At 62.1% G+C, this 23,837-nt stretch carries 24 protein-coding genes; 10 read left to right on the top strand and 14 right to left on the bottom strand.

Going from position 1 to position 23,837, the window contains the following annotated elements; translation table 11 throughout:
* Positions 1-39: 39 nt before the first annotated feature.
* Both mreC and E5K00_RS12735 read left to right on the top strand, forming a co-directional pair.
* Entirely contained in the window at positions 40-966 is a 927-nt protein-coding gene (mreC, locus tag E5K00_RS12740) for a rod shape-determining protein MreC (RefSeq protein ID WP_135463594.1), read from the top strand.
* A complete protein-coding gene (locus E5K00_RS12735; protein ID WP_245328273.1) occupies positions 963-1,496 on the top strand; it encodes a hypothetical protein in 534 nt (177 codons plus the stop codon). The genes mreC and E5K00_RS12735 overlap by 4 nt, the downstream gene beginning before the upstream one ends.
* A gap of 128 nt (positions 1,497-1,624) precedes the next feature.
* Here E5K00_RS12735 and E5K00_RS12730 read toward each other — a convergent pair whose 3' ends face one another.
* The 6 genes from E5K00_RS12730 to E5K00_RS12705 all read right to left on the bottom strand — a co-directional run bounded on the left by E5K00_RS12730 (position 1,625) and on the right by E5K00_RS12705 (position 5,373).
* Positions 1,625-2,116, bottom strand: a complete 492-nt coding sequence (locus E5K00_RS12730; RefSeq protein ID WP_135463593.1) for a group I truncated hemoglobin — start codon at positions 2,114-2,116, stop codon at positions 1,625-1,627.
* Between the two features lie 56 nt (positions 2,117-2,172).
* Positions 2,173-2,598 (bottom strand): hypothetical protein, encoded by a 426-nt coding sequence (locus tag E5K00_RS12725; RefSeq protein WP_135463592.1) that lies wholly within the window; start codon positions 2,596-2,598, stop codon positions 2,173-2,175.
* A gap of 8 nt (positions 2,599-2,606) precedes the next feature.
* Positions 2,607-3,515, bottom strand: a complete 909-nt coding sequence (locus E5K00_RS12720; protein WP_135463591.1) for a DUF5777 family beta-barrel protein — start codon at positions 3,513-3,515, stop codon at positions 2,607-2,609.
* A gap of 23 nt (positions 3,516-3,538) precedes the next feature.
* The gene (locus tag E5K00_RS12715; protein WP_245328272.1) at positions 3,539-4,060 is read right to left on the bottom strand and encodes a YceI family protein; all 522 of its coding nucleotides are present in this window, start codon (positions 4,058-4,060) and stop codon (positions 3,539-3,541) included.
* 152 nt (positions 4,061-4,212) lie between these two features.
* Positions 4,213-4,551 carry a cytochrome c gene (locus E5K00_RS12710; RefSeq protein ID WP_167856855.1) on the bottom strand — a complete coding sequence of 113 codons (339 nt, stop codon included), beginning with the start codon at positions 4,549-4,551 and terminating at the stop codon, positions 4,213-4,215.
* Between the two features lie 366 nt (positions 4,552-4,917).
* On the bottom strand, positions 4,918-5,373 hold the full coding sequence (locus tag E5K00_RS12705; RefSeq protein WP_135463588.1) for a carboxypeptidase-like regulatory domain-containing protein: 456 nt from the start codon (positions 5,371-5,373) through the stop codon (positions 4,918-4,920).
* Positions 5,374-5,851: 478 nt separating this feature from the next.
* Here E5K00_RS12705 and mrdA point away from each other — a divergent pair, with 478 nt between their 5' ends.
* The 3 genes from mrdA to E5K00_RS12690 are packed head-to-tail and all read left to right on the top strand — an operon-like array spanning position 5,852 to position 10,627.
* Positions 5,852-7,684, top strand: a complete 1,833-nt coding sequence (mrdA, locus tag E5K00_RS12700) for a penicillin-binding protein 2 (RefSeq protein ID WP_135463587.1) — start codon at positions 5,852-5,854, stop codon at positions 7,682-7,684.
* A gap of 2 nt (positions 7,685-7,686) precedes the next feature.
* Positions 7,687-8,985 carry a rod shape-determining protein RodA gene (gene rodA / locus E5K00_RS12695; protein WP_135463586.1) on the top strand — a complete coding sequence of 433 codons (1,299 nt, stop codon included), beginning with the start codon at positions 7,687-7,689 and terminating at the stop codon, positions 8,983-8,985.
* A gap of 31 nt (positions 8,986-9,016) precedes the next feature.
* The gene (locus tag E5K00_RS12690) at positions 9,017-10,627 is read left to right on the top strand and encodes a hypothetical protein (protein ID WP_135463585.1); all 1,611 of its coding nucleotides are present in this window, start codon (positions 9,017-9,019) and stop codon (positions 10,625-10,627) included.
* A gap of 185 nt (positions 10,628-10,812) precedes the next feature.
* Here E5K00_RS12690 and E5K00_RS12685 read toward each other — a convergent pair whose 3' ends face one another.
* Both E5K00_RS12685 and E5K00_RS12680 read right to left on the bottom strand, forming a co-directional pair.
* Positions 10,813-11,877, bottom strand: a complete 1,065-nt coding sequence (locus tag E5K00_RS12685; RefSeq protein WP_135463584.1) for a hypothetical protein — start codon at positions 11,875-11,877, stop codon at positions 10,813-10,815.
* 12 nt (positions 11,878-11,889) lie between these two features.
* Positions 11,890-13,104 (bottom strand): hypothetical protein, encoded by a 1,215-nt coding sequence (locus E5K00_RS12680; RefSeq protein ID WP_135463583.1) that lies wholly within the window; start codon positions 13,102-13,104, stop codon positions 11,890-11,892.
* A 34-nt stretch (positions 13,105-13,138) separates the two neighbouring features.
* Between E5K00_RS12680 and E5K00_RS12675 the strand changes: the two genes are divergently transcribed.
* From E5K00_RS12675 to recO, 4 genes are all read left to right on the top strand, one after another.
* Positions 13,139-13,471: a 2Fe-2S iron-sulfur cluster-binding protein gene (locus E5K00_RS12675; protein ID WP_135463582.1), complete on the top strand. Its 333-nt coding sequence runs from the start codon at positions 13,139-13,141 to the stop codon at positions 13,469-13,471.
* Positions 13,472-13,714: 243 nt separating this feature from the next.
* Positions 13,715-14,338: a thymidine kinase gene (locus tag E5K00_RS12670; protein ID WP_135463581.1), complete on the top strand. Its 624-nt coding sequence runs from the start codon at positions 13,715-13,717 to the stop codon at positions 14,336-14,338.
* 59 nt (positions 14,339-14,397) lie between these two features.
* Positions 14,398-16,740 carry a type IX secretion system anionic LPS delivery protein PorZ gene (gene porZ, locus E5K00_RS12665; RefSeq protein WP_135463580.1) on the top strand — a complete coding sequence of 781 codons (2,343 nt, stop codon included), beginning with the start codon at positions 14,398-14,400 and terminating at the stop codon, positions 16,738-16,740.
* A gap of 87 nt (positions 16,741-16,827) precedes the next feature.
* Positions 16,828-17,547: a DNA repair protein RecO gene (gene recO / locus E5K00_RS12660; protein WP_135463579.1), complete on the top strand. Its 720-nt coding sequence runs from the start codon at positions 16,828-16,830 to the stop codon at positions 17,545-17,547.
* A 73-nt stretch (positions 17,548-17,620) separates the two neighbouring features.
* Here recO and E5K00_RS12655 read toward each other — a convergent pair whose 3' ends face one another.
* From E5K00_RS12655 to E5K00_RS12635, 5 genes are all read right to left on the bottom strand, one after another.
* Entirely contained in the window at positions 17,621-18,088 is a 468-nt protein-coding gene (locus E5K00_RS12655) for an FKBP-type peptidyl-prolyl cis-trans isomerase (protein WP_135463578.1), read from the bottom strand.
* Positions 18,089-18,103: 15 nt separating this feature from the next.
* Positions 18,104-18,655, bottom strand: coding sequence for an FKBP-type peptidyl-prolyl cis-trans isomerase (locus E5K00_RS12650; protein WP_135463577.1), 552 nt, complete (start codon positions 18,653-18,655; stop codon positions 18,104-18,106).
* A 51-nt stretch (positions 18,656-18,706) separates the two neighbouring features.
* Entirely contained in the window at positions 18,707-19,213 is a 507-nt protein-coding gene (locus E5K00_RS12645; protein WP_135463576.1) for an FKBP-type peptidyl-prolyl cis-trans isomerase, read from the bottom strand.
* An 81-nt stretch (positions 19,214-19,294) separates the two neighbouring features.
* Positions 19,295-20,248 (bottom strand): FKBP-type peptidyl-prolyl cis-trans isomerase, encoded by a 954-nt coding sequence (locus E5K00_RS12640; RefSeq protein WP_135463575.1) that lies wholly within the window; start codon positions 20,246-20,248, stop codon positions 19,295-19,297.
* 38 nt (positions 20,249-20,286) lie between these two features.
* The gene (locus E5K00_RS12635) at positions 20,287-21,330 is read right to left on the bottom strand and encodes a DHH family phosphoesterase (protein WP_135463574.1); all 1,044 of its coding nucleotides are present in this window, start codon (positions 21,328-21,330) and stop codon (positions 20,287-20,289) included.
* Between the two features lie 406 nt (positions 21,331-21,736).
* On the opposite strand from E5K00_RS12635, the gene E5K00_RS12630 reads away from it, so the two are divergent.
* A complete protein-coding gene (locus tag E5K00_RS12630; protein ID WP_135463573.1) occupies positions 21,737-22,156 on the top strand; it encodes a nucleoside-diphosphate kinase in 420 nt (139 codons plus the stop codon).
* Positions 22,157-22,281: 125 nt separating this feature from the next.
* Here E5K00_RS12630 and E5K00_RS12625 read toward each other — a convergent pair whose 3' ends face one another.
* Positions 22,282-23,568: a nucleoside permease gene (locus tag E5K00_RS12625; protein WP_135463572.1), complete on the bottom strand. Its 1,287-nt coding sequence runs from the start codon at positions 23,566-23,568 to the stop codon at positions 22,282-22,284.
* Between the last annotated feature and the right edge of the window lie 269 nt (positions 23,569-23,837).

Genomic DNA, 23,837 nt, shown 5'->3' with positions numbered 1-23,837 from the left:
GTTATTCAGCAATCAACAATTAACAATCAACATTTCTGCATGAACAACCTGCTCAACTTCCTTTTCCGCTACCGGGGCATCCTGGTGTTCGGACTATTGGAGGTGCTGAGCCTGTACTTGTACGTGCGCAACAGCTCGTACCAGAAAGCGGCGTTTTTCAACTCGGCCAATGCCTACACCGGCGAAGTGCTGGCCGCCCGGACCCGCGTGTATGACTATTTCCGGCTGTTTGAAGTAAACCAGAGCTTGGTGGCCGAAAATGCCCGCCTGCGCCAACAGCTCTACCGCCCCGACGTGGCCGGCCGCGAAGCTGACACCCTGCCCGTGGCCCAGGACAGCGTAAGCCAGGCCCGCCTCCAAAAGCTGGCCCGGCCCGACTCGCTGCTGCTCGGTTTGCGTCAGCTGCCGGCCCTCGACCCGGATTATCCACTGATTCCGGCCCGAGTTATCAACAATTCGCTCCGAAAAGTGGATAACTACCTTACCCTGAACGTGGGTAGCCTCGACGGGGTGAAGCCCGGCATGGGCGTGCTGGCCGCCGCCGGCGTGGTGGGCCGCGTGAAAGTGACCAGTGAGCATTACGCCACCGTCACGTCGGTGCTGCACTCCAAAACCTCGATTTCGGCCAAGCTACAGCGCGACGGGACCTTCGGCACCATCAAGTGGCTCGGCGACGACCCCACGCAGGTGCTGCTCGACTACATTCCGCGGCAAAACAAGCTGGTGCGCGGCGACACGGTCGTCACGTCGGGCTACAACGCCATTTTCCCCGAGGGCGTCATGATTGGCCGGGTCGAGTCGTTTGTGAAGGAACCCGACAAAAACTTCTGGACCGTGCGCGTGCGCCTGGCCGTCGATTTTACCAAGCTTACCTACGTGTACGTCATCAGCGCCCGGCCCAAGGCCGAGCGCGACACGGTGGAAGTCCGCTCGGGTATTAAACTGGAAGAGGAGGACAAGCCGTGAGGGGAATAGGCGACATCATCATTCAGCTGCTGCGCTTCGTGCTGTACGTGGGCCTGTACGTGTTCCTGATCAGCGGCACCGACTTCGTGCTGTTCGACCTGGGCTGGTGCATTCTCTACATTGGCTTTCTGCTGTTTCTGCCCATCAGCACGCCCATCGTGGTGCAGCTGCTGCTGGGCTTCGGCGTGGGCTTCGTCGTCGATTTGTTTTTCGACACCGGCGGGCTGCACGCCGCCGCCGCGCTGGTGCTGGCCTACTGCCGGCCCTGGGTGCTGCGCTTGCTCACCCCGCGCGACGGCTACGATTCCAGCGACTCGGCCAGCATCCACCAGATGGGCTGGCAGTGGTTCGTGGTGTACCTGGGTCTGCTGGTTTTAATTCACCACACCGCGTTTTTCCTGCTGGAGCTGGGGAGCTTCCACTTTGTTGGCCTCACGCTGGCCAAAATCCTCATCAGCACGCTCTACACCAGCCTCACGCTGCTCATCACCCAGTTGGTGTTTTTTCCCACGCGCCGCCGCAGCCGCTAAGCCTTGCTGGTGCAACAACCGGAGTGCCGGGCCGAAACGAAGCCGCCGGCTACCACTTTTCGCCCCCGTGTAGCAGAGGCAGAAAGCAGTAGCCGGCGGCCGGCATTCAGGGGCTTACGTCGGGTAGGCTAGTGGCCTACTACGTCGTCGTGCATCTTGTCGATGATGGCGTACAGAGCAGCCTTATCGGTTTCCGATACTTTGTTGGTATTCAGCGACTTTTCCAGCTGGGCGCGCCACACCGTAAACTCGGTGTGCGTCACGGCCATGCCTTTGTGGGCCGTCAGCATGCTCAGGCCTTTGTACTTCAGCGGGCCGCCGGTGGCTTCGCCTACCTGGTCAATGAAGTTGTTGCGCAGGCGCTGCAGGCGCGTCGGGTCGGCGCCGCTGTTTACCGCGTCGAGCATCGGCTTGTGCGAGCGGAGCATCACTGAGTTCGTCATCTGGGTTTCGGTGCCCACGTTGGCAATCAGGCCGTCCACGATTTTGGCGATGCCCTCGGTTTTGCCCAGCCGGTCGTAGAGGGTAGGCGCGGGGGCCTCTTCGGCGTCGTTTTTACCGCAGGAGCTAACAAACAGGCTGCCGGCCAGCATGGCCACGATAAGTAAGGAGTGTTTCATCAGGTAAGGTGTAGGGTAAAAGGGAGGTAAGCTGAAGGTGAGAGGAGGAAAGTAGATTATACCACCACGAATAGCCGCCGCAGGTTCAGGGCAAAGCGCAGGTGCTCTAGGGCTATGACGTAGCCCGCCGGCACCGGGCACTGCCGCACCGTGGGGTCGGGGGCGGCTGCGGGCAAGGCGCGCAAACCCAGAGCCCGCCCAGCCTGGTCGGCCGTGAGCTTATCCGGGTTGAAGGCCAGCAGCAGGATGTGCCTATCGGGGCGCAGGGCGCAGGCCGTGACGCCGGGCAAGGCCTGCGCCCGGGCCTGTAGCTGGGCCGCGGCCGGTGCGGGCAGCTGGGCAGGTGTCGCCAGGCTGAGGAATTCCACGGGTGGGGCGTACTCGTGCAAATCAGGCTCTTCCCAGCTGCTCCAAACGAATACGGACACCACGAGCAGGGCCAGCACGACTTGCCAGGGACGAAAACGAAACGAACGGTTCACGAGGGTGCTTAGATCTGAGGCTTGATGGTGAAGTTGCGGGCTACCGTGAAGCCGAAGTACAGGTCGCCGTCGAAGAACTTGCCGGTCGTCTCGGGCACGAAGAACTTTTCGGTCATGCCCAGCGAGTTGGTCACGTGCAGCTGGAATACGTGGCCCCCGGTTTCAATATCCACGCCCAGGCCCAGGGCATTGCGGAAATTATCGGCCGTATTGCCCGGCAGCAGGTAGTAGTAATCCGCCGTCAGCACCGTGCGCTTCGTGATTTTCTGGCGCAGCGCGCCGCCCAGGGCGTACACGTCGTTCTGCTCGGAGGGAGTGGCCACGAAGTTGCGGTGAATCATCGTGGGCATCAGCTGCACCGACAGCTCGGGGCTGAACTTGCGGGCAATCAGGGCCTGGTAGGCGTAAGTCATGCGCGAAGACATGTTGCGCTCCGAAGGCGTGTTGAATTTGAGCGTAGTAATGGCCGAGGAGGCAAACAGCGTCACGGAAACCGGCACGGCGCGGGCCCCGGTCGTTTGCCGGATGGCGCGGTACTTCAGAAAGCCGTCAAACGTCTTTTCCTGGGAGCTGCGGCCCACACCGGCGGTCAGCCGGCTGGTCAGGCCGTACTCGAAGCTCAGGCGCAACACGGCCTGGTCGAGGCCGAAGAAGTTGTAGGCCCCGCTGTTGAGCGTGCCGAAGCGGTGCTGAATCAGGAAGGCCATGGTGCCCTTGCCCGGCGTTTCCACCGACTGCGAGTTGATGATGTGGGTACCCTTGAAGGTAGCCGTCACCACTTCCCGCTTGCCGGGGTCGGCGGTGGCTTTTTCGAGTTGCCCCAGCAGGTCGTCCTGGGCTTGTGCGGCCGGCGCGAAGGCCAGCAGCGCCACTAGTAAGCTGAAAAGAAACGGAACAGCGTGTCGAGGTGATTTCATATGGGTAAACGCTTCGTAGAAACTTAGTTAGGGGAAGTAGAGCGCGTAACGGGGGCCGCCGCGCCACCGACCGGGTCGCAGGTCAGGCCCACGCGGATGCTCACGATTTTGGCGATGTTCTCGCGCACCAGCAGCGGAATCTCAATGTTGTAATCGGCCGGGGCCACGCTGAACAAGGCAAAAGCGGCCAGCTGGTTGTTTTTCAGCTCCAGCGTGGCCGGCACCGTCAGGTGGTGGGTCACGCCGTGAATCGTCAGGTCGCCTTCCACCTTGACGCTGTGCGTGCCGGGGTCGTTTAGCGCCGCCACGTCCAGGCCGATGAAATGCCCGGAGAACGTGGCCTTCGGGTACTTGTTCGACTCCATGTAGTTCTCGTTGAAGTGCTCCTGCATCAGGGTGCGCTTAAACACAAACTCCTGAACGGGCACGCTGAACGCCAGTTGGCCGCCGGCCAGGTCGAGCACCGCCGCCGTGGCCGTATTGCGGGCTTCGATATCCTCCAGAATAGAGGTGGAAAAAAAGGTAACGCGACCCGTTTTGGTCATGAATTTACCCTGCGCCTGCCCGGTCCGGGAGGCCGTCAGCAGCAAGGGTATAAGCAATAAGGACAACAGCCTCTTCATGAAGGGGTGCGTAAGGGGAATGAACGAACGGCACCGGCCGAGCAAGAGCCGGAGAAGGAAAGACGCGGGCCGCGCTAGTTGTTGGGCTGGCCCGCCTCAATCCAGGTTTTGATGTGCTCTATGTCGCAGGCCGAGAGCTTGGCTTCGCCTTTGGGCATGGGGGCGAAGCCAGCCTCGTGCTGCACCGAGCCTAGCAGCAGCCGGCTCGATTGGCGCTTGATGCCTTCGTAGGTGCTGTAATCGTTGCCGCCACCCAGCGTCACGTACACGTCGGCGCCGTGGCACTTGCGGCAGCTAGCGTCGAAAATGGGTGATATCGTCTTGGCGTAGGTAACGGGCGTCGGGTCGTTGCAGGGGCTGGGCTCAGTACCCTTCGAGTAGGTGCAGGCCGAGGCAAAAGACAGCAAGGACAAGGCAACCCCGGCCAATGCCCGGGTTGGTAGTAAGCGTAAAAATTTGTGCATTAGGTAGAGCGCAGAGCTGAAGAAAGACGCCGTCGGCGCAAAATGGCGCGACGAATGATTCTTTGGGGGTGAAAAGGTAAAGTGAAACGCTGGCTATCTATATTAATATTCGTTGAAACTCCGGAAACGCTCGGTCAAGGCTAGGTTGCCCTCTGTAGGCGGGAACTCAGCTTCATGGCATGTCATATTTATTGCTCCGTCGATAAGATTTTGGACTGCTGGGCCCAAAAAGTCACGAATACTCGAATAATTATACTATTCTGTGTTGCGCACTCTATTGCCGGGTTAGCGGGCAGGCGGAAAGGCACTATCCGGCTATTGCATGTAGGCGTCGCCGCGCCGCGTGACCTGGCCAGCCCGCTTGCCAGCCCGCTTGATCTTGGAGTTGGGGTCGCGCTCCAGCACCAGCGTAGGCAGCTTGCAATCGTTGAGCGGCACCAGGCGGGTGGTATAACCGGCTGCTTCTACCGCTAGCACCTGTTTCTGGTACACCGGGGCGGTAAGCTGAAAACGGCCCTCATTATCAGTGATGTAGGCGTTTTGGGTGCCTTTTACCAGCAAGGTTGCGCCAATCAGGGGCTGGCCTTCGGCGTCCGTTACTAAGCCCACCAACGGCGTGCAGGCCAGGCGCATGGGCGTTACGGGCGTGGCGGCATGGCCGCTGCTTTCCTCGGCCAGGGCCAGGCGCTGTTGCGTGTCGGAAGACTGGGCAAACGTCTGGAAGCTGAGCAGCAGAGCGAAAGTGAGCAGGGAGGAAGTAAAGTTGCGCATAGGGCAGGGGCAGTTGAGGGCAAGCAAAAGGGGCAATGGGTACTAGGGGTTGGGCGGCTCCGCAAGCAGAGCAGGACGGGCCAAGCAATCCTGAAAAGGATTGGTCTGGCACTATACGTCGTCACTTGTCAGGTAGGTTTGGCTGGGCCGAAGAAACTAGCTCGGACCTCCAGGCCGTCGGGCAACGGGCATCTAACTGCTTCTTTTGCCACAATGTTTAACCTTGTTTAGAAGGAATAGGACATTCACTCGGTATATGGAGTATTCTGCTATCTGAATGGCTGGTTTTACCAGATGAATATTTTTTGCTGATGAGCTTACCGGTTCATCAAATCTTCATGTGTGCATTGCGGCACTTCAGTCCCGAAACTGAACTAGAACGGCCTTTTTACCATTTGAAAGAATCCCCATCTCCCCGTCGTATCTTTGTGAATCCGGCCGGTGGGCGGGAAGTTGTTTACCCTCAGTTTCTTTCGCTTTGCAATACCTCGAAGGCCGCAAATACGTCGTTCAGGCCTTATTCCTGGTCGTGGCGCTGGTATTTGGGGCCCGACTCTTTTACATTCAGGTGCTCGATGGCAGCTACAAGCTGGCCGCCGACCGCAACACGCTGCAGCGCATCGTGCAGGTGCCTTACCGCGGCCTGATTTATGACCGCAACGGGCAGCTGCTGGTGCAGAATACACCCGTGTATGACCTGATGGTGGTGCCGCGCGAGGTCAAGCAGCTCGATACGCTGCGGTTCTGTGAGCTGCTGCAGCTGCCCATCGAGGAAGTGCGCGAAGGGCTACGGACCGCCCGCGCCTACTCCCGCGTCAAGGCCTCGCCGCTGGTGCAGAACCTGAGCACGCCCGAGCTGGCCACGATTCAGGACAACCTCATCGACTTTCCCGGCTTCAGCATCAAGGCCCGGATGGCGCGCTCCTACAAAACCGAAAACATGGCCCACGCCCTGGGCTACGTGGGCGCCATTACGCCGGCCTTCCTGGAAAAGCCCAAATACGCCAAGTACCTGCCCGGCGACAACCTGGGCATCACCGGCCTGGAGTCGTTCTACGAGTCGGTGCTGATGGGGCGGCGCGGCGTGCAATACCGCATGGTGAACGTGCGCGGCATCGAGAAAGGCTCGTTCCGCAACGGGGAGTTCGACACGCTGTCGGTGGCGGGGCAGGATTTGCACACCAGCATCGACATTGAGCTGCAGAAGTACGGCGAGAAGCTGATGCAGGGCAAGCGCGGCTCCATCGTGGCCCTCGACCCCAAAACCGGGGAAATCCTGGCGCTGGTGTCGGCGCCCATGTACGAGCCTTCCATCCTGACCGGTAAGGGCATGGGCAACCGCTACATGGAGCTGCTCAACAACCCCGAGCGGCCCCTGTTCAACCGCCCCCTGATGGCCACGTATCCGCCCGGCTCGGTATTCAAGATGGTGAACGAGCTGGTGGCCCTGCAAATGGGCGTCGTGACGCCCGACACGCCCTTCGACTGCAACTGGAAGCTGGTGCGCTGCACCCACCGCCACGAGGCGCCCCGCAACGTGACCATTGCCATCAAGAACAGCTGTAACCCGTATTTCTACCAGGTGATGCGGGCCAGCGTGCTGCGGGGCCGCTCCACCAACCGCTTCGAGGACGCCCGCCTGGGGTTGGGCGAGTGGCGGCGGCAGGTGATGTCGTTCGGGCTCGGTGAAAAGCTGGGCGTGGATATGGCCAGCGAGAAAAAGGGCCTGATTCCGTCGCCCGAGTTCTACGACAAGGCCTACGGCTACCACCGCTGGGGCTACAAAACGGTGTACTCGCTCAGCATCGGGCAGGGCGAAATCGGCATTACCGGCCTGCAGATGGCCAACATCATGGCCACCATTGCCAACCGCGGCTACTACTACACCCCGCATTTCGTGCGCGGCATCGGGCAGGGCGGCCCCCGCCCCGAGTATTTGCAGCGCCACGTCACCAGCGTCGACCCGAAGTACTTCGAAACGGTGATTCCGGGCATGCAGGCCGTGGTGGATGGGCGCGGGGGCACGGGCAGCTTCGCCAGCCTGGCGCAGTTCGGCATTTCGGTGGCGGGCAAAACCGGCACCGTGCAAAACCCCCACGGCGAAGACCACGCCACGTTTGCCGCCTTTGCCCCGGCCGAAGACCCCAAGATTGCCATTGCCGTGTTTATCGAAAACGCGGGCTTCGGCGGCACCTCGGCCGCGCCCCTGGCCTCGCTCATGATTGAGAAATACCTGCGCGGCAAAGTGGTGCGCACCAACTGGGAAACCTGGCTGCAGGGCAGCGCCGACAAATTCATCAAACGCCGTTAATCATGGCCTTACCCGCCCGCTATAGCCGCAGCATCGACTGGGTTACCGTGCTTATCTACGCCCTGATGGTGGGCCTGGGCTGGCTCGCGGTGTATGCGGCCAGCTACTCGCCCGATGTGCCCACCAATGGCAGCCTGTTTGGTAATCTGAGCTTCCAGCAGCTCATGGCTTTCGACTGGTTCAAGCAAATCCTGTGGATTGGTACCGCCGTGGTGCTCATCGTGGTGCTCGTCGTTATCGACTACAAGGCCTACGACACGTTTGCCTTCGTGCTCTACGGCGGCATGATCCTGCTGCTCATCATCACGCCGTTTATTGCCCGGCCCATCGGCGGGTCGCGCTCCTGGCTTGAGCTGGGGCCGATGCGAATCCAGCCGGCCGAGTTTGCCAAGTTTATTACCGCCCTGGCCGTATCGCGCTACATGGCCAGCATCAACCTGCGCCAGCAGAACTTCCGCGACCAGGCCGTGCTGGCCGGCCTCACGCTGCTGCCGCCGGTGCTGATTCTGGCTGCCAACGAAACCGGGCAGGCCCTGGTGTTTGCGGCCTTCCTGCTGGCCTATTTCCGCGAGGGAATGTCGCCGCTGATACTGGTGATTCTGGCCGCCGCCGCCATCATTCTGATTCTGGCGCTGCTGGTGCCCAAGCTGTGGCTGGTGGGGGCGTTTACCGTCATTCTGGGGGCGGTGCTGGCCTTCAATAGCAAAGTGCTGCGCCACCACTTGCCGGTTTCGGTAGCGGTGTGGGCGGTGGTGGTGGGCATGGTGTTCGGGGTGGATTTTTTCTTCAACAACGTGCTGCAGCCCCACCAGCGCAAGCGCATCGAGGTGCTCATCAACCCCTCAGCCGACCCGCTGGGCGTGGGCTGGAACGTGACGCAGAGCAAGATTGCCATTGGCTCGGGCGGCTTTGCCGGTAAAGGCTTTTTGCAGGGCACCCAAACCAAGTTCGACTTTGTGCCGGCCCAAAGCACCGACTTCATTTTCTGTACCATCGGCGAAGAATGGGGCTGGTTGGGTACTGCGGTGGTCATTGTGCTGTTCATGGCGCTGCTGGGCCGGGTGCTCTACGTGGCCGAGCGCCAGAAATCGGTGTTTGGGCGCACCTACGGCTACTGCGTGGCCAGCATTCTGTTCTTCCACTTCGCCATCAACATCGGCATGACCATCGGGCTGGCCCCGGTGGTGGGCATTCCGCTGCCGCTGTTCAGCTACGGCGGCTCCTCGCTGTGGTCGTTTACCACCCTGCTGTTTATCTTGCTGGCCATTGATGCCTACCGCAAGCAGGATCTGGTGCGGTAATCTGACGCTCGATAATTCTGAATGTTGAATTATGAATTCTGAATTCCGTTCGGGTCCAGGTCGGCTGCGCCAATTCATAATTCAACATTCAGAATTCATAATTGTCAGCCTGCTGACCGGGCTGTGCCTGTGGCTGGGCACCGCCAACTCGACACTGGACGCGTGGTACTACGCGGCCTGCGCGCGCCACGGCCACGAGCTGCTGCTGCCCCACCATTTGCTCTACAACGCGGTAGGCTGGCTGTGGGCCGAAGCGTGGGCGCGGTTCTGGTGGAGCTTCGATTCGCCCCTGTGGGCCTGGGACGCGCTGTTTGCGCTGAAAAGACTGAATGCCCTGGCCGCCGGGGCCAGCCTGCTGGTGCTGCGCCAGCTGCTGCGCCTGGTGCTGCCGGCCGGCAAAAACGTGTGGCCCTGGCTGCTGCTGGCCGGCGCCAGCTTTGGCGTGCTGCGCTTCGCCACCGAAAACGAAGCCTACATTCAGCCCGTTCTGCTGTCCTTACTGGGCAGCCTGGCCTGGGCACGCTACCAGCTGGAGGGGCAAAAAGCGCGGCACCTGGTGTGGGCCGGGTGCTGGGCGGCGCTGGCCTGCCTGTTTCACCAGATTCACTTTTGCTGGTGGCTGGGTTTGCTGCTGAGCACCGGGTGGTATGCCGGCGGCCATAAGCTCCGGGCGCTGCTGCTCTATAGTCTGCCAGCCTTGCTGGTGCCGGCGGCCTACGTGGCAGCCTTGCCCTATTGGCACCAGCCCCTGACGCTGCCCGCGCTGTGGCGTTTCGTGTTCCACGACTACTACGCGGGCACGGCTACTGGCAGCGTGTCGGGGCACGGGATGCTGCTGTCGGTTGTGAATCTGGGGCGCACGTTCGTGCAGGTGCACGGCTCCACGCTGGCCTTGCTGCGGCTGTATCCGGGGCTGTGGCTGGTGGTGGTGGCTTTTCTGGGCTTGCTGGCCTACGCCGGCGGGCTGGTGGGGCAAGGCTGGCGGCAGCGGTCCGCCCCGGCGACTCAGCCGGTGCGGGGAGCGGTGCCCGTGGTGCGCGCCCACCTGCTGATTCTGGGGTTGCAGCTGCTGTTTGCCGTGTATTCGGAGGGAAACGCAGAGTTTATGGTGATGGTGCCCGCGCTGCTGACGGTGGTCGCCGGGGCTGGCCTGCCGTGGCTGCCCGCCCGAGCCGTGGCCACGCTGGGCCTGGCGCTGTTGGGCTGGAACCTGGCGTTTGGACTCGTACCCAGCCACTACCTGCGCTTTACCAATACCGGCATTCAGCCCAACAGCCCCCTGCTCCGGCAGATTCTACTAGAGCCCAACAGCTGGTTTCTGCTCGACAACCATAACCTGACGCTCAACCAGCTGCACTACCGCACCGGCCGGGCCGCGGGGGCACCCAATGTGCTGCCCGCGCCCACGCTGCTGGTGCAGCGCCCGGGCCAGTCGCCGGCCCGGCTGCGGCAGTGGCTGCGCGCCCAGCTGCAAACCGGCCACCGCGTGTTCACCACCGGCCTCGGCGGCCCGCAGCTGCTCGACCGGGCGCAGCTGGTGTATGGCAACCAGAACGCCGAGCTGCTGCGCGGCTTCCGCACGGAAAAGGTTGATTCCTTTCCCACTGCCTTTGGCCCGTACTACCTCACGGAAATCCGTTGAGCAAACAGCTAAAGCACGCGCGGCCGGGCCGCTACTTGCCCCAGTCAGGTAGAAGCCCCCGGTAAAATTCGTGAGGGATTCTACCTGGTAGGTAGAAGCCCCAGGAAAAATCGGGCAGGGCTTCTACCTGGCTGGAGCTTGGCTGTTGCGGCTGGCTGCCTGGTTGAAGAAGCGTAAACGACCCGCTAAGCGGTTGGCGGGGAGGGCGGCGTAGACCACAGCCACTGGAACAGCGGGAGCCGGGTTAGCAGCAGCGAAAAGGCCCCGGCAAACACCGGCGCGGCCAGGTAGCCCATGCGGCCCAGGTCGCCGGAGAGCAGCATGTGCACCAGCACTACGGCCAGCAACGCCACGGCGCTGCCCCCCAGCGGCCGGGCCCAGAGCCGGTGGCTGCGCCACCCCGCCAGCAACGCCAGCCAGAAGAACCCGAAGATGCTGAAGATTTCCCCTGCCCCCTTCACCGACAGCAGCCGCCGCAACGAGTACGTCAGGTTGTGCACGTGGTCCAGGGCATTGTGCAGGCTGGCCTGGGGCGGGGCGCCCACCTGCGCGTCTATCCAGTGGCGCACGGCGTAGGCCAGGGCCCCCGACAACGCCAGTAGCGCCAGCTGCCGGGGCCAGGGCATGGCCCGGCGGCCAAACCACAGCAGCCACGGCGCCAGAAATACGAACGACTCCTTGGCGTGCGGGCCCAGCAGAATGCAGGCGGCTACGGCCACCCACGAGCCACTCCGAACCCCGTAAAAGGCCAGGGCAAAGACGAGCAGGTACAGACTATCGACCAGCGGCAGCCCGGCCGTGTACACGGCCCAGCGGCTGGTCAGCACGGCCAGCATGGCCAGCACAGCGGCCCCCGGCGAAGCTCCGTAGAGCAGGCAGCCGCGAAACATCAGCAGGCCCGCCCCGGCTAGCACCAGGGTATTCACCAGGTAGAAAGCCAGCCGCAGCGGCCAGTCGGTGGTGGCGCGCTGGGGCCAGATACGGGCGTACACTTGCTCGACGGGCCAGGCCACGGCGCCGGCTACGGCCGGCACCAGCACCCGGTAGCGGCGCGTGATGCTGACGCCCCGGAACTCGCCCCGGGCCATGCTCAGGTAGCTGCGCGTGTCGAGGGAGTGGGAGAAGTCGTAGTGCACGTACATGGTGTAGGCGCTGCCGGCCAGCACGCCCAGGGCCAGCACGTACACCAGCAGCAGCTGCCGCCAGCCTGTCACCACCCCGGAAATCAGCTTGGCTGCCACTGGCTGCACGTTCCGGCGGGCTTAGGCAAACTTGCGGTCCAGCAGCTTGAGCAGCTTGTTGATGTGCTCATCCTTGCGCACCCAGCCGTATTTCTGGGCCAGGTCCTCCGTCACGTAACGCTTGGCCACGTCGGCGCTGGGCAGCGTGTCGAGGTGCTGAATGGCGGTGTGATACTCCATGTTTTCCCCGTTGAACAGCTCGTTGATAAAGCTGAAGCGCTGGTTGATGGAAATGGCCTCCCGCAACGACTCCACCTTGGGCGCCGACTTCTCGGCCAGCGTCGCGCTGGGCCGCTCCCCGCGCAGGGTTTCGCTGAGCGGGGCCGAGGTGGGCTGCTCGGCTTTCAGCTTTTCGTAGAGGGGCACGCCGGCCGCGGCAACGGTTTCGGCCAGGGGCCGCCGGGGCGCTTCCGCTTCCTGAGCCGGGGCCGGGGTGGGAGCCGGGGCAGCGGGCGGGGCCACAAACGTCGGTGGTGTCGGCTCCGGTTTCTCGGCGGCCGGGGCTTTTTCCGGTGCTGATGCCGGTATTGGCGCGGCAGCTTCCACGGGCTTACTGATGGGCGGGGCAGGCGCTACGGCCGCCGCTTCAACTTTGGGCGCTGGCGCGGCTTCCCGCAAATCAGCTACCGAGAGGGGCAGCAGGGCCGCAAACTCGGCTACGACCTTCTCCAGCGGCGTGTGGTTCTTATAGTTGGCTTCCTGATACAGGCGGAAGCGGTTCAGCACGAAGTCGCGCTCCAGCGGGGCGCCCGGCGTCAGGGTATCAATAAAGCCCTGAAACAGCACCTTATCCAGATCCAGGTAGCGCAGCGCGTCGCGCAGCTGCTCGGCCGTGGTAGTGGGCTGGCTGCCCAGCAGCTTCTGCTCGAAGGTCAGCTGCGGATCGGTGGCCACGGCCAGCGTGTCGCTGATGGCCCGGGCCAGCAGGGGCTCGAAGGCGGCCCGGCTCAGCTTGATGCGGCGCGACAGTACGTTCATAAACTGGGTGAGAGCCTGCCGCACGTCGGGGGCCTCGAAGTCGAAGTAGGGGCTGCGCAGGCGGGCCATTTCTCCGGTCCACTGGGCCAGCAGCTGTTGCACCACAAACAGGTTTACCTGCCGGATGGGCGTGAAGCGCAGCACGGCCGGGCCGTCAAGCGCGGCGGCGGGAGCAGCGCCAAAGTGCTGGTCACAGAGCTGGGCGGCCAGGCGCTGGCCGTATTGTTCGCGGTTGGCGGAGCTATATTTGTCGTTCATCGAAAGCCTGGTTCAACGGGCAATTTACGCAAAGATGCCCACTCTAACCGTGCAAAACCTGCCTGGCGGCGTAGTTTCCGTGCCCGCCGGCGCTACTCTTCTCTCGGCCCTGCAAGCCGCCGGCCACGACTGGATGCACGCCTGCGGGGCGAAAGGCCGCTGCACGACCTGCCGCCTGGAAGTGGTAGAGGGCCTGGAGCTGCTAACGCCGCCCACCGATGCCGAGCTGCGCTACCGCGCGGCCGGCCGCCTGCTGCCCCACGAGCGGCTCACCTGCCAGACGCGCCTGGCGGAGGGCCTGGTGACGGGCCGCGTGCCGGAAGCCACCAAGCTGCCCCACGTAACGTACGACGAAGGCCGCCGGTAGCCGGGCCGCGCTGGCGCAAGACCGGCGCGGCGGCCGGAAAAAGGCAGCGCGGCTGCGCTGCGCTATTTTACAGAGGCTGAGCCGGTAAGCCTGGCTCAGGGCCGCCGGGCCACCGGTGGCCGGGGTCATTGCCGGTGAAGTTGGTTGTGGCTATCCGGAAGCAAACCCGTAATTTCGGTACTTGGCTGGCCCGGCCGGCCGGCTTGCTGCCCTATTTGCCCATCTTCTTACGCTCCCAAGTCTGTGTTCATCGAACCCCGCGTCGGCACCAGCCGCGACACGCCCCGCCGGGGCTGGATTGAAGTTGTTTGCGGCTCCATGTTTTCGGGCAAAACTGAGGAGCTGATCCGGCGCCTGAACCGGGCCAAAATTGCCCGCCAGCGGGTGGAAATCTTCAAGCCCGCCCTCGACACGCGCTACCACGAGCACGACGTGGTGTCGCACAATTCCAACAGCATCCGCTCGACGCCCGTGGCTCTGGCCCAGGAAATGCTGCTGCTGGCCGGCTCCTGCGACGTGGTGGGCGTCGATGAGGCGCAGTTTTTCGACGAGTCGTTGGTGGAAGTGTGCACCCAGCTGGCCAACCGCGGCACCCGCGTCATCGTGGCCGGCCTCGACATGGACTTTATGGGCAAGCCCTTCGGCCCCATGCCCACGCTGATGGCCATTGCCGAGTTCGTGACCAAAGTGCACGCCGTGTGCGTGTGCTGCGGCGAGCTGGCCACCTATTCTTTCCGCATTGCCGCCTCCGACGACAAGATTCTGCTGGGCGAAACCGACTCGTACGAAGCCCGCTGCCGGGCCTGCTTTCAGGAAGGCATGAAGGAAAAAAGCACCGAGCCCACGGCCGCGGCCACCAAGCACTAAACTGAGCCGGGCGGCGTTATGCCAGCTGAAGCTATCTTGTGGGTTCTTATTCCCTGCCAATGAATCGTTTGCTACGCGCCTGCCGGTGGTCCGGTCTTGTATTGCTCCTGTTTTTTCTGAGTGGCGGCAGTGCCGCCCTGGCCCAGGGCACGGCCGGCTACGGCGACTGGCAGCTGCACCTGCCCAACAACCGCGCCCGCGCCCTGGCCGAAGCCGGCAACCGTATTTACGTCGCCACCGAAGATGCCTTTTTCTTCTACGACAAGGAGCTGAACACCACTCAGTTGCTGTCTCGCCGCGACGGCCTGCACGATGTGGGCGTGAGTGCCCTGGGCTACGACCCTACCACCAAGCAGGTGCTGGTGGCCTACCGCAACGGCAACCTCGACGTGCTGGCCGCCGATGGCTCCATCATCAACATCAGCGACATTGCCCGCAAGCCCATTACCGGTGGCAAGACCATCAGTCACATCAGCTTTAGCCGGGGCCGGGCGTACCTGAGCTGCAGCTTCGGGCTGGTGGTGGTGGATATGGCCAAGCGCGAAATCCGGGATACGTATGGCAACATCGGCCCCAACGGCGTGCCCGCCACAATCTTTGCCACGGCCGTGCTCGACAATACCTTGTTTGCCGCTACCTCCATGGGGCTGATGCGCGGCCAGCTGACCGACAACCTGCTCGACTACCGCCGCTGGACCATTGACTTTGCCGCTTCCTCGGGCTCAACGCCCTACCGGACGCTGGCAACCCAGGGCAAAAACGTGTATGCCGGCCGTGACGGGGGCGCGGTGCTGTGCTACAACTGTGGCTCGCAGCCCTGGCAGCCTATTCCCAGCACCTACGCCGGTCAGTATGTATCCCTGAGCGGGGCCGCCGCCGGCCTGCTGATTATCGGCGAGCAAAAAGTGCTGCTGCGCAAATCCGACAACAGCGTAACCCAGCTGCTGACCACCGCCCAGGTACCGTTTGCGCAGGCGGCGCTGCAGAGCACGGAAGGAGCCTACTACGTGGCCGACCTGGTGAAGGGGCTGGTGAAAACCGCCGATGGCCGGCAGGCCGAAAGTTTCATGACCAACGCTCCGGCCTACGCCCGGGCCTTCAGCGTGCTGGCCGACGCGCGCACCAACACCGTGGACATCTTCGGCGGCGGCTACTTCGACCGGTACGTGCAGCAGGACTGGCTCGGGGGCTTCTCCGAGTACAAGGACGGGCGCTGGACCAGCTTCACCAACGACAACGTGCCGCCCACGCCGGGGCTGCCGCGCTTTAAGGACATCACCCGGGGCGTGCGCACGCCCGATGGCACGCTCTATATTGCCACCTACGGCAACGGGCTGCTGCAGTGGCAGGGCCCCGACAACTACAAGCAGTTCACCCAGGGCACGCCGGGCAGCCCGCTGAAAAGCGCCATTCTCGCCGCCCCCAACTATACCCGCATCACGGATCTGGCTACCGACGCCGACGGCAACGTCTGGGTCGTGAACCGGCACCCGGAGCTCAAAAGCACCTCGGGCCTGCACCAGTACGCGCCGGCGTCCAACACCTGGCGCACCATGCCCTACTTCGCGGGCTTCGAGAATCTGGACCGTATCGTAATCGACAACAACGGCTTTGTGTGGGCTTCCCAGTCGCGCAAAGATGGTATCGGCCTGGTGGCCTACGACCCCAAGGACCAGAACATCCGCTACTTCTCGACCGGCAACAGCGAACTGCCCGCCGACGAAATCTACGACCTGGCCAAAGACCGCAAAGGCGACATCTGGGTGGCCACGGCCAAGGGCATTGCTTACTTCAGCGACCCGAGCTCGGTGTTTGGGGGCAACAGCTACAACTTTCAGCAGCCCATCATCCGGCGCGGTATCAGCAGCGGCTACCGGGCTTTGCTGAACGAGGTGGTGAAAACCGTGGCCGTGGATGGGGCCAACCGCAAGTGGTTCGGCACCGAGCGGGGCCTGTGGCTCTTCAGCGAGGACGCCGACGAGGGCCTGCTGCACTTCACCACCGAGAACAGCCCGCTGCCCTCCAATAACATCGTCGACGTGGAAGTGAACGACCGCACGGGCGACGTGTTCGTCATTACCGACGCGGGCGTGCTCTCGTACCGCGGGTCGGCCTCGGTGACGGAAGGCAAGCCGGACTGCGCCAAAGTATCACCCAACCCGGTGCGCACCGATTTCACCGGGCAGGTGGGTATCAGCGGCTTGGCTAACAACGGCGTGGTGAAAATCACGGACGTGACGGGCAAGCTCGTGTACCAGACCAAGGCCAACGGCGGCACCGTCGTCTGGGACCTGGCCGACTACAACGGCCGCAAGGTGCAGTCGGGGGTGTACCTGGTATTATCGGCCGACGCGGATGGCAAGAACGGCTGCGTCAGCAAAATTGCCGTAGTGGAAAAATAACCGGCCGGGCCCGGCGGCGGGAGTTATTCGCCGCCGCCTCGTGTTCTATTGCAGCGTTGCGCCTGGCGCCACTACCCGCTTTTTCTTATGCTGATCAAGACCCGGGGCATTGTCCTGAACTATATCAAGTACCGCGAAACGTCCATTATTGCCCGCATCTACACCGAGCGGCTGGGCTTGCAGACCTACATCATCAACGGAGTGCGCAAGGCCAAGCCGCCGGGGCGCATTGCCCTGTTTCAGCCCTTCACCCTGCTCGATCTGGTGGCCTATACCTCGCGGCAGGGCGGCATCACGCGCTTGTCGGAGTACCGGTGCGCGGTGCCCTTCAGCACCCTGCCCTACGACGTGCACAAGAGCAGCGTGGTGCTGTTTCTGTCGGAAGTGGTGAGCCGCACCCTGCTCGAAGAAGAGGAAAACGAGCCCCTGTTCGAGTTTCTCTACGACTCCATCACGCGTTTCGACCAGCAGAAAGCCGGCTTCGAGAACTTCGCCCTGATTTTCCTGCTGCAGTTTGCCAGCTACCTGGGCTTCGGCATCGAGTCGGGGGAGGAGCTGACCAGCCAGGTGGCGTTTGCCTCGGCAGCCCCGGCTACGGCCAACGCCACCGGCCCAGCCGCGCTGCGCTTCCGCGAGTTCGACCAGTATTTCGACGAGCTGCTGCACACCCCCGACCAGGTCACGATTCCCAACGGCCGGGTGCGCCGCGAGCTGCTCGACGTGGTGGTGCGCTACTACCAGCTGCACATCGAAAAGCTGGGCGAGATTCGCTCCCTGGATATTCTGTCGGAAGTACTGGCCGAGTAGGTACCCCCCTGGCTAAAAACAAAGAGCGCCTGCCGGAATCGGCAGGCGCTCTTCGTTTCGGATTGGCCGGGAATTAGCGGACCTTCACCACCTCCAGCTCGAAAATCAGATTCGTGTCGGGCGGCACGGTAAACTGGGTGTCGTCGTCGGGGTTGCGGACGCCGGTGCTGCCGTAGGCCAGCGCGGCCGGTATCCAGACGCGGGCCCGGCTGCCGGCGGGCAGCAGCGGCAGTATCTCATCCCAACCCGGAATAACGTCGCCGGTGCCCACCTTCAGGCGCAGCGGCCGGCCCTGCGCCACCGACGAGTCGAAGATGTGGCCGTCGGGCAGAAAGCCCGTGTAGTGCACCAGCATCCGGTCGCCGGTTTGGGCTTTGGCACCGGTGCCCAGCTGCCGGATGGTGTAGCGCACGCCACTGGCCGTTTTCTGCTGCAGCGCAGTATCGGCCACGGCCGGCCGCTGCTGCGCGTGCCCGGCCAGCGGGCCGCTCAGCAGCACCAGCAGGTACAGAAACAGGTGCCGGACGCGCGTTAGGGTCATCTGGTACTGGGGTGCTTACTTGACGTTGGCAATTTCCATGTCGAACTGCAGGGGCTCGTCGCCGGGAATCGGGTTCTTGCCGTACTGCCCGTAGGCCAGGTAGGAGGGAATAAACACGCGCTTCTGGTCGCCGGGCTTCATGCGGAGCAACACTTTTTCCCAACCCTGGATAACGTTGTTGCTGCCCACGATGACCTCGGTGCACTCGCAGATGGTGCGGTTGCCGTAGGATTTGTCGAATACCACGTCCTCGTATTCCTTCTTAATGTACTTGCCGATGTACTTCACCTGCACCGTGTTGCCTTTCACGATGAGGTTGCCGGCGCCTTCCTTCACGTTGATGATGTAGAGGCCCTCGTCGGTGCGCTGGTAGTTGCTGCTGGTGATGCCGTGCCGCGTGAAGTAGTCCTGAATCAGGGCGTCATCAATCTTTTTGTACTCTTCTTCGTGCTCCCGGGCTTGTTTTACGGCGTCGGTTTCCGTGTTGCAGGCCGAAAATACGGGCGCTACTGCCAGGAGCAGAACAGTCAGCCGCGTAACGAGCGAGTGCGACAGTAAATTTTTCATCTCTTTCACCTTGGTCTTTGTATTGAAAAAAAGGAGTGCCGGCTCCGGGTCTTATTGCACGTCTACCAGCTCCACGTCGAAGCGGGTCACGCTGTTGGCCGGAATGGGGCCGGCGGCCTGCGAGCCGTAGCCCAGGGCCGAGGGTACCAGCAGCATGGCTTTGCTGCCCTTGGTCATCAGCCCGATGCCTTCGTCCCAGCCTTTGATTACCTGGCCCTTGCCCAGCTCAAACTGGAAAGGCGCGCCGTAGTTGTGCCGGGCGGAGGCATCGAAGATGGTTCCGTTGAGCAGGTAGCCCGTGTATTTTACGGAGACAGTTTGCCCCCTCTTCGGTTGCACGCCGGTCGTGGTGGTGGTCGGAACAAAGTACAGGCCGGAGGACTGGCGCTGCGCGTCGGTCAGCTTGTTGTCGGCCACGTACTGCTTGATGATTCCCTCGTCGATTTGAGTGTAGTCCTTCTCGTCGTCCTTCTGGCAGGCGGCAAGCAGGCTGAGCGCGCCCAGGGCGGCCACCAGAAGCTGGCGGGCGGGGCGGCGGAAAGAAATGAGCTGAAGCATAAGCCAGTGCCGAATAAAAAAGCCGCCGCGCCCGGCCCCAGGGCGCAAGCACGGCGGCTCGGGTACGTAACGCAGGGTTACCTACTTAACATCCACGAGTTCCACGTCGAAACGCAGGGGCGCGTCGGCCGGAATGTCGGCGCCGGCGCCGCGCTGCCCGTAGGCCAGCGACGAAGGAATCAGCAGGGTAGCCTTGGCGCCCTTGTTGAGCAGGGCAATGCCCTTGTCCCAGCCCGGAATCACCTGGCCGACGCCCAGCGGAAACTCGATTGGCTTATTGCCCATTTTTTCCGACGAGTCGAACACCTTGCCGTCGAGCAGCGTGCCCTTGTAAAGCACCGAAACCGTCTGGCCGGAGGTGGGCTTAGCGCCGGCGCCGGGTTTGGTTATCACATAGTACACGCCCGACGGGTCTTTCTGGGCCGTCAGGTTGTTTTTCTTGATGTACTCCTGCAGAATCACGTCGTCCTTCTTGAGCTGCTGCTCGGCGTAGGCCATCATTTTCTTCTGCTGGGCTTCCATCTCCGTCTGCTGGGCGGCTTTGGCCTCCTCTTCAGTCTGGAGCTTTTCGGCCTTCACGTACATGGTCATCGTGTTGCCGGCCTTCTTCATGAACGGCGGCACGGGCTGCTTGAACGACTTGGCGAAGATGGTGTCCACGTTGAACTTGAACACGGCCGAGTCGCCGGGCTGGAGCAGGGCCAGGGCTTCTTCAATGCCACCCTTGGTGGTTACTTCCTGCAGCTTGATGCGCATCGGGATGCCCTGCTGCTTGCGCGAGTTGAACAGCACCGAGTCCTTGGCCGTGCGGTATTCCACGTTCAGCGCCAGAATCTTGCCCAACCGGTCTTTGTAAGTAGCGTCGCCCTCGGCGGCTACCGACCGGTCGCTGTACTTGCCACCTTCGTTTTTGAAGACTTTGTACTCGATGCCCGATTTGGTTTTGGTAAAGTCACCGCCGCCCTTGTTGCAGGAGGCCAGGCCCAGAACGCCGGCAGCAAGGGCCAGGCTCAGAAAATTGCGTTGAAGAAACATGAAAAGGGAAGGGTTGGAAAAATTGAATGTGGGGCAAGTTACACCGAAGGGGGCGCAACCGCCAAGGGGGCCGTCACAAGCTGGGTCTGATACTGGGGCAGCAGCGAGAGAAAACGCTGCACCGTGGGCTCCAGGGCCTCGTAGCTGATGCCACCGGCCGCATTATGATGGCCGCCGCCGTTGAAATTCTTGCGGGCAAACTCGTTCACGGAGAAGTCGCCGACGGAGCGGAAGGAAATCTTCACGGCCTGGCCCCGGTCGATGAGCACGGCGGCAAACACGACGCCCTCGATGCTGAGCGCGAAGTTGACCAGGCCCTCGGTATCCCCGGTTTTGGACTGGTACTGGCGCAGCTCGTCCTGGGTAATGGCAATGTAGGCCGTGTTGTACTCGCGCAGCACCACCAGCTTATCCTTGAGCACGAAGCCCAGGAAGCGCAGGCGCATTTCGGAGTGCGAGTCGTAGATGCGGCGGTGTACCGACGAGAGGTCGATGCCGGCGTTGAGCAGCTCGGCAATAATGAGGTGCACGTTGCGCGAGGTGCTGGGGTGGCGAAACGAGCCCGTGTCGGTCATAATACCGGCGTAGAGGCTCTCGCCGATGCCCACGTCAATCATGTCCTGGTCGCCCAGGTCCCGGATTACCTCGAACACCAGCTCGGCCGTCGCGGCGGCCTTAGGGTTCGAGAAGTCGAGGTCGGCAAACTGCTCGGGCTCCAGGTGATGGTCGATCAGCACCTTGGTGCCGGGCGCGGTGCGGATGTACTCGCCCATCTCGTTGATGCGGCCCAGGCAGCTGAAGTCGAGGCAGAAAATGACTTCGGCCGTGCCGATAATCTCGCGGACCTGCGCGTCGTTCTGCCGGGCGTCGTACACGATTACCTCGTCGTTGCCCGGCATCCAGGCCAGGAAGCTCGGGTAGTCGGAAGGCGTGACGACGGTGACGTGGTGTCCCTTTTTGCGGAGGTAGCCCGCCAGACCCAGGGAAGAGCCCAGCGCGTCGGCATCGGGCTTGTGGTGCGTGGTGATGAAAATCTGCCGGGGCTGCGCGAGCAGCTCCTTCAGGTCGCTGATAGTGGACATTGCCTACTGATAGGTGGCTGAAATTCGGCGGTTTAGGCCGGAAGCAAGGCGGCAAAAGTCGGAAATATTCCGCAGATAATCGCCGAGGCCCTAACAAAGCTTGCCGGGCTTTGGGTTCGTTGAGGCCCGAACGAGGCAACCTAATGGGGGATAAGTCGTAGCGGCCGAGCCCGATAAAAGAGCGTTGGCGGGCGTTTAAGCCTCATTCGGTTCCGGTGAAAGAGACCAGCGAGACCGAAAGAAAAGTCGGAACCAACTGGCCCGGGGGGCTTCGGCGGCGGCTGTAATTTGCGGAGTATTGTACTGAACTGGGAAGATTCGGCTACTTTTGCGGCCGTTATCTGCCCGGCGGCTAGCTCGGCATTTCCTTGCTTTCAACTTTCACAACTTCATAAAAATCTCCCGAATGGCAACTAACCGCACGTTCACGATGATTAAGCCCGACGCGGTGCAGGACAACCACATTGGTGGCATCCTGCAGATGATCGAAGAGGGTGGCTTCCGCATCGTATCCCTGAAAAAAGTCCAGCTGAGCGCCGAACGCGCCGGCGAATTCTACGCCGTGCACAAGGAGCGCCCCTTCTACGGCGACCTGGTGAAGTACATGTCGTCGGGCCCCATCGTAGCCGCCATCCTGGAGAAGGACAACGCCGTGGCTGATTTCCGCACCCTGATTGGCGCCACCAACCCCGCCCAGGCCGCCGAAGGCACCATCCGGAAGAAATACGCCAAGAGCATCGAAGCCAACGCCGTACACGGCTCGGACTCGGACGAAAACGCTCAGATCGAAGGCGACTTCTACTTCTCGGCCGACGAGCAGTTCTAAGCGGCCAAGCCTGATTAACGCTAAAAAACCCGCTCGGCAGCCTGCCGAGCGGGTTTTTTCATATACCAGTTTTAAACTGATTATATACTGACTTTGTGCCTTTCCGGCCGATGCAGCCGCGGGGGCTAGGCATTTTCCACCGTCAGCAGGGGCTCGGTGTGCGGCTCCTGCACGGCGTGCGGGTCGTGCTTGTGCTTGAAGATGAGCACGAACAGCACCGCAATAACCAGCGCGTAGAGGGCAAAGGCCAGCCAGATGCTGTGCCAGTCCTTGGTGACGCCATCGGCGGCCGTGAAGTACTGCTCGATGACGATGCCGCTGACGGAGCTGCCCAGTACGGCCCCGAAGCCGTTGGTCATCATCATGAACAGACCCTGAGCGCTGGCCCGGATGGAGGGCGCCGTCTGGGTTTCGACGAACAGCGAGCCGGAGATGTTGAAGAAGTCGAAGGCCATGCCGTAGACGATGCAGGACAGGATAATCATCCAGAGGCCCCCGCCGGGGTTGCCGTAGGCGAACAGGCCAAAGCGCAGCACCCAGGCTATCATGCTGAAAAACATTACCTGCTTGATGCCGAAGCGGCGCAGGAAGAAGGGAATAGCCAGAATAAACAGCGTCTCCGAAATCTGGGAAAGCGACATGATGATGGCCGGATACTTCACCGTCAGGGTGTCCTGGTACAGCGGGTTCTTATCGAAATCGTGCAGGAAGGTGTCGCCGTAGGCGTTGGTCAGCTGCAGGGCCGCGCCCAGCAAGAGGGCAAACAGGAAGAAGGTCAGCATCTTCGGGTCGCGCAGAATGGCAAACGACTTCAGGCCCAATACTTCCATCAGGCTTTGGCTGGAGGTGTTGGTAGACTGGGGCGGGCAGGCGGGCAGCGTGAAGGAATACAAGCCCAGCAGAATGGCCGCGCCGGCCGCCACGTAGAACTGGCTGGCCGATTTCTCGAAGCCCAGCAGGCTCACCGTCCACATGGCCACGATGAAGCCGATGGTGCCCCACACCCGGATGGGTGGGTAGGCCTTTACCACGTCGAAGCCTTCTTTTTTCAGCACCGAGTAGGATACGGCAATGGAAAGGGCCAGCGTGGGCATGTAGAAAATCATGTTCAGCAGCATCACCCAGAACATGGTGCCGGGGTCGGTGACCAGCGGCACGGCGCAGAGCACGATGCCGCCCAGGATGTGCAGGCCCCCGTACAGCTTTTCGGCATTGACCCACTTATCGGCCACGATACCCATCAGGGAGGGCATAAAAATCGACGCAATGCCCATGGTCGAGAAAATGGCCCCAAACTGGGCCCCCGACCACTGCTTGGTCTGGAACCAGTACGCGCCAATGGTTATCAGCCACGAGCCCCAGATAAAAAACTGTAAGAAGCTCAGGATAGTGAGACGCAACTTCGTACTCATGCAATTCAATGAAAAAGGGGAGGGAAGGAATTTTTGCTCCTAAATATACAAGATTTCCTCCCCGGCTACGGAAGCGGCAACGTCGGGCCCTCCGGCGGAAAGGCGGCAGCTAAACCGGCCGTGGCCGTAGCCGGCGCCGCGCTACCAGGCCGCCGCACTGGTTGCGGCCGGCTAGTGCAGCAGGCATCCCGGTTGAAAAACAACTATTTGCGGAGCATTAGGGCGTCACTCTGGAAAAAAAAAGTTTGTGGCGTAGTATGGTTTATAAT

The organism is Hymenobacter aquaticus, assembly GCF_004765605.1.
GTDB classification, from domain to species: domain Bacteria; phylum Bacteroidota; class Bacteroidia; order Cytophagales; family Hymenobacteraceae; genus Hymenobacter; species Hymenobacter aquaticus.
The sequence above is the reverse complement of the archived record's forward strand: the minus strand, read 5'-3'. Positions and strand labels throughout refer to the sequence as shown.

What these genes read in the sequence shown, in the direction of transcription:
- mreC (WP_135463594.1), top strand. Translation starts at nt 40, where the DNA reads ATGAACAACCTGCTCAACTTCCTTTTCCGCTACCGGGGCATCCTGGTG.
- E5K00_RS12730 (WP_135463593.1), bottom strand. Translation starts at nt 2,116, where the DNA reads ATGAAACACTCCTTACTTATCGTGGCCATGCTGGCCGGCAGCCTGTTT.
- E5K00_RS12720 (WP_135463591.1), bottom strand. Translation starts at nt 3,515, where the DNA reads ATGAAATCACCTCGACACGCTGTTCCGTTTCTTTTCAGCTTACTAGTG.
- E5K00_RS12715 (WP_245328272.1), bottom strand. Translation starts at nt 4,060, where the DNA reads ATGACCAAAACGGGTCGCGTTACCTTTTTTTCCACCTCTATTCTGGAG.
- E5K00_RS12705 (WP_135463588.1), bottom strand. Translation starts at nt 5,373, where the DNA reads ATGCGCAACTTTACTTCCTCCCTGCTCACTTTCGCTCTGCTGCTCAGC.
- rodA (WP_135463586.1), top strand. Translation starts at nt 7,687, where the DNA reads ATGGCCTTACCCGCCCGCTATAGCCGCAGCATCGACTGGGTTACCGTG.
- E5K00_RS12690 (WP_135463585.1), top strand. Translation starts at nt 9,017, where the DNA reads ATGAATTCTGAATTCCGTTCGGGTCCAGGTCGGCTGCGCCAATTCATA.
- E5K00_RS12680 (WP_135463583.1), bottom strand. Translation starts at nt 13,104, where the DNA reads ATGAACGACAAATATAGCTCCGCCAACCGCGAACAATACGGCCAGCGC.
- E5K00_RS12675 (WP_135463582.1), top strand. Translation starts at nt 13,139, where the DNA reads ATGCCCACTCTAACCGTGCAAAACCTGCCTGGCGGCGTAGTTTCCGTG.
- porZ (WP_135463580.1), top strand. Translation starts at nt 14,398, where the DNA reads ATGAATCGTTTGCTACGCGCCTGCCGGTGGTCCGGTCTTGTATTGCTC.
- recO (WP_135463579.1), top strand. Translation starts at nt 16,828, where the DNA reads ATGCTGATCAAGACCCGGGGCATTGTCCTGAACTATATCAAGTACCGC.
- E5K00_RS12655 (WP_135463578.1), bottom strand. Translation starts at nt 18,088, where the DNA reads ATGACCCTAACGCGCGTCCGGCACCTGTTTCTGTACCTGCTGGTGCTG.
- E5K00_RS12650 (WP_135463577.1), bottom strand. Translation starts at nt 18,655, where the DNA reads ATGAAAAATTTACTGTCGCACTCGCTCGTTACGCGGCTGACTGTTCTG.
- E5K00_RS12645 (WP_135463576.1), bottom strand. Translation starts at nt 19,213, where the DNA reads ATGCTTCAGCTCATTTCTTTCCGCCGCCCCGCCCGCCAGCTTCTGGTG.
- E5K00_RS12640 (WP_135463575.1), bottom strand. Translation starts at nt 20,248, where the DNA reads ATGTTTCTTCAACGCAATTTTCTGAGCCTGGCCCTTGCTGCCGGCGTT.
- E5K00_RS12635 (WP_135463574.1), bottom strand. Translation starts at nt 21,330, where the DNA reads ATGTCCACTATCAGCGACCTGAAGGAGCTGCTCGCGCAGCCCCGGCAG.
- E5K00_RS12630 (WP_135463573.1), top strand. Translation starts at nt 21,737, where the DNA reads ATGGCAACTAACCGCACGTTCACGATGATTAAGCCCGACGCGGTGCAG.
- E5K00_RS12625 (WP_135463572.1), bottom strand. Translation starts at nt 23,568, where the DNA reads ATGAGTACGAAGTTGCGTCTCACTATCCTGAGCTTCTTACAGTTTTTT.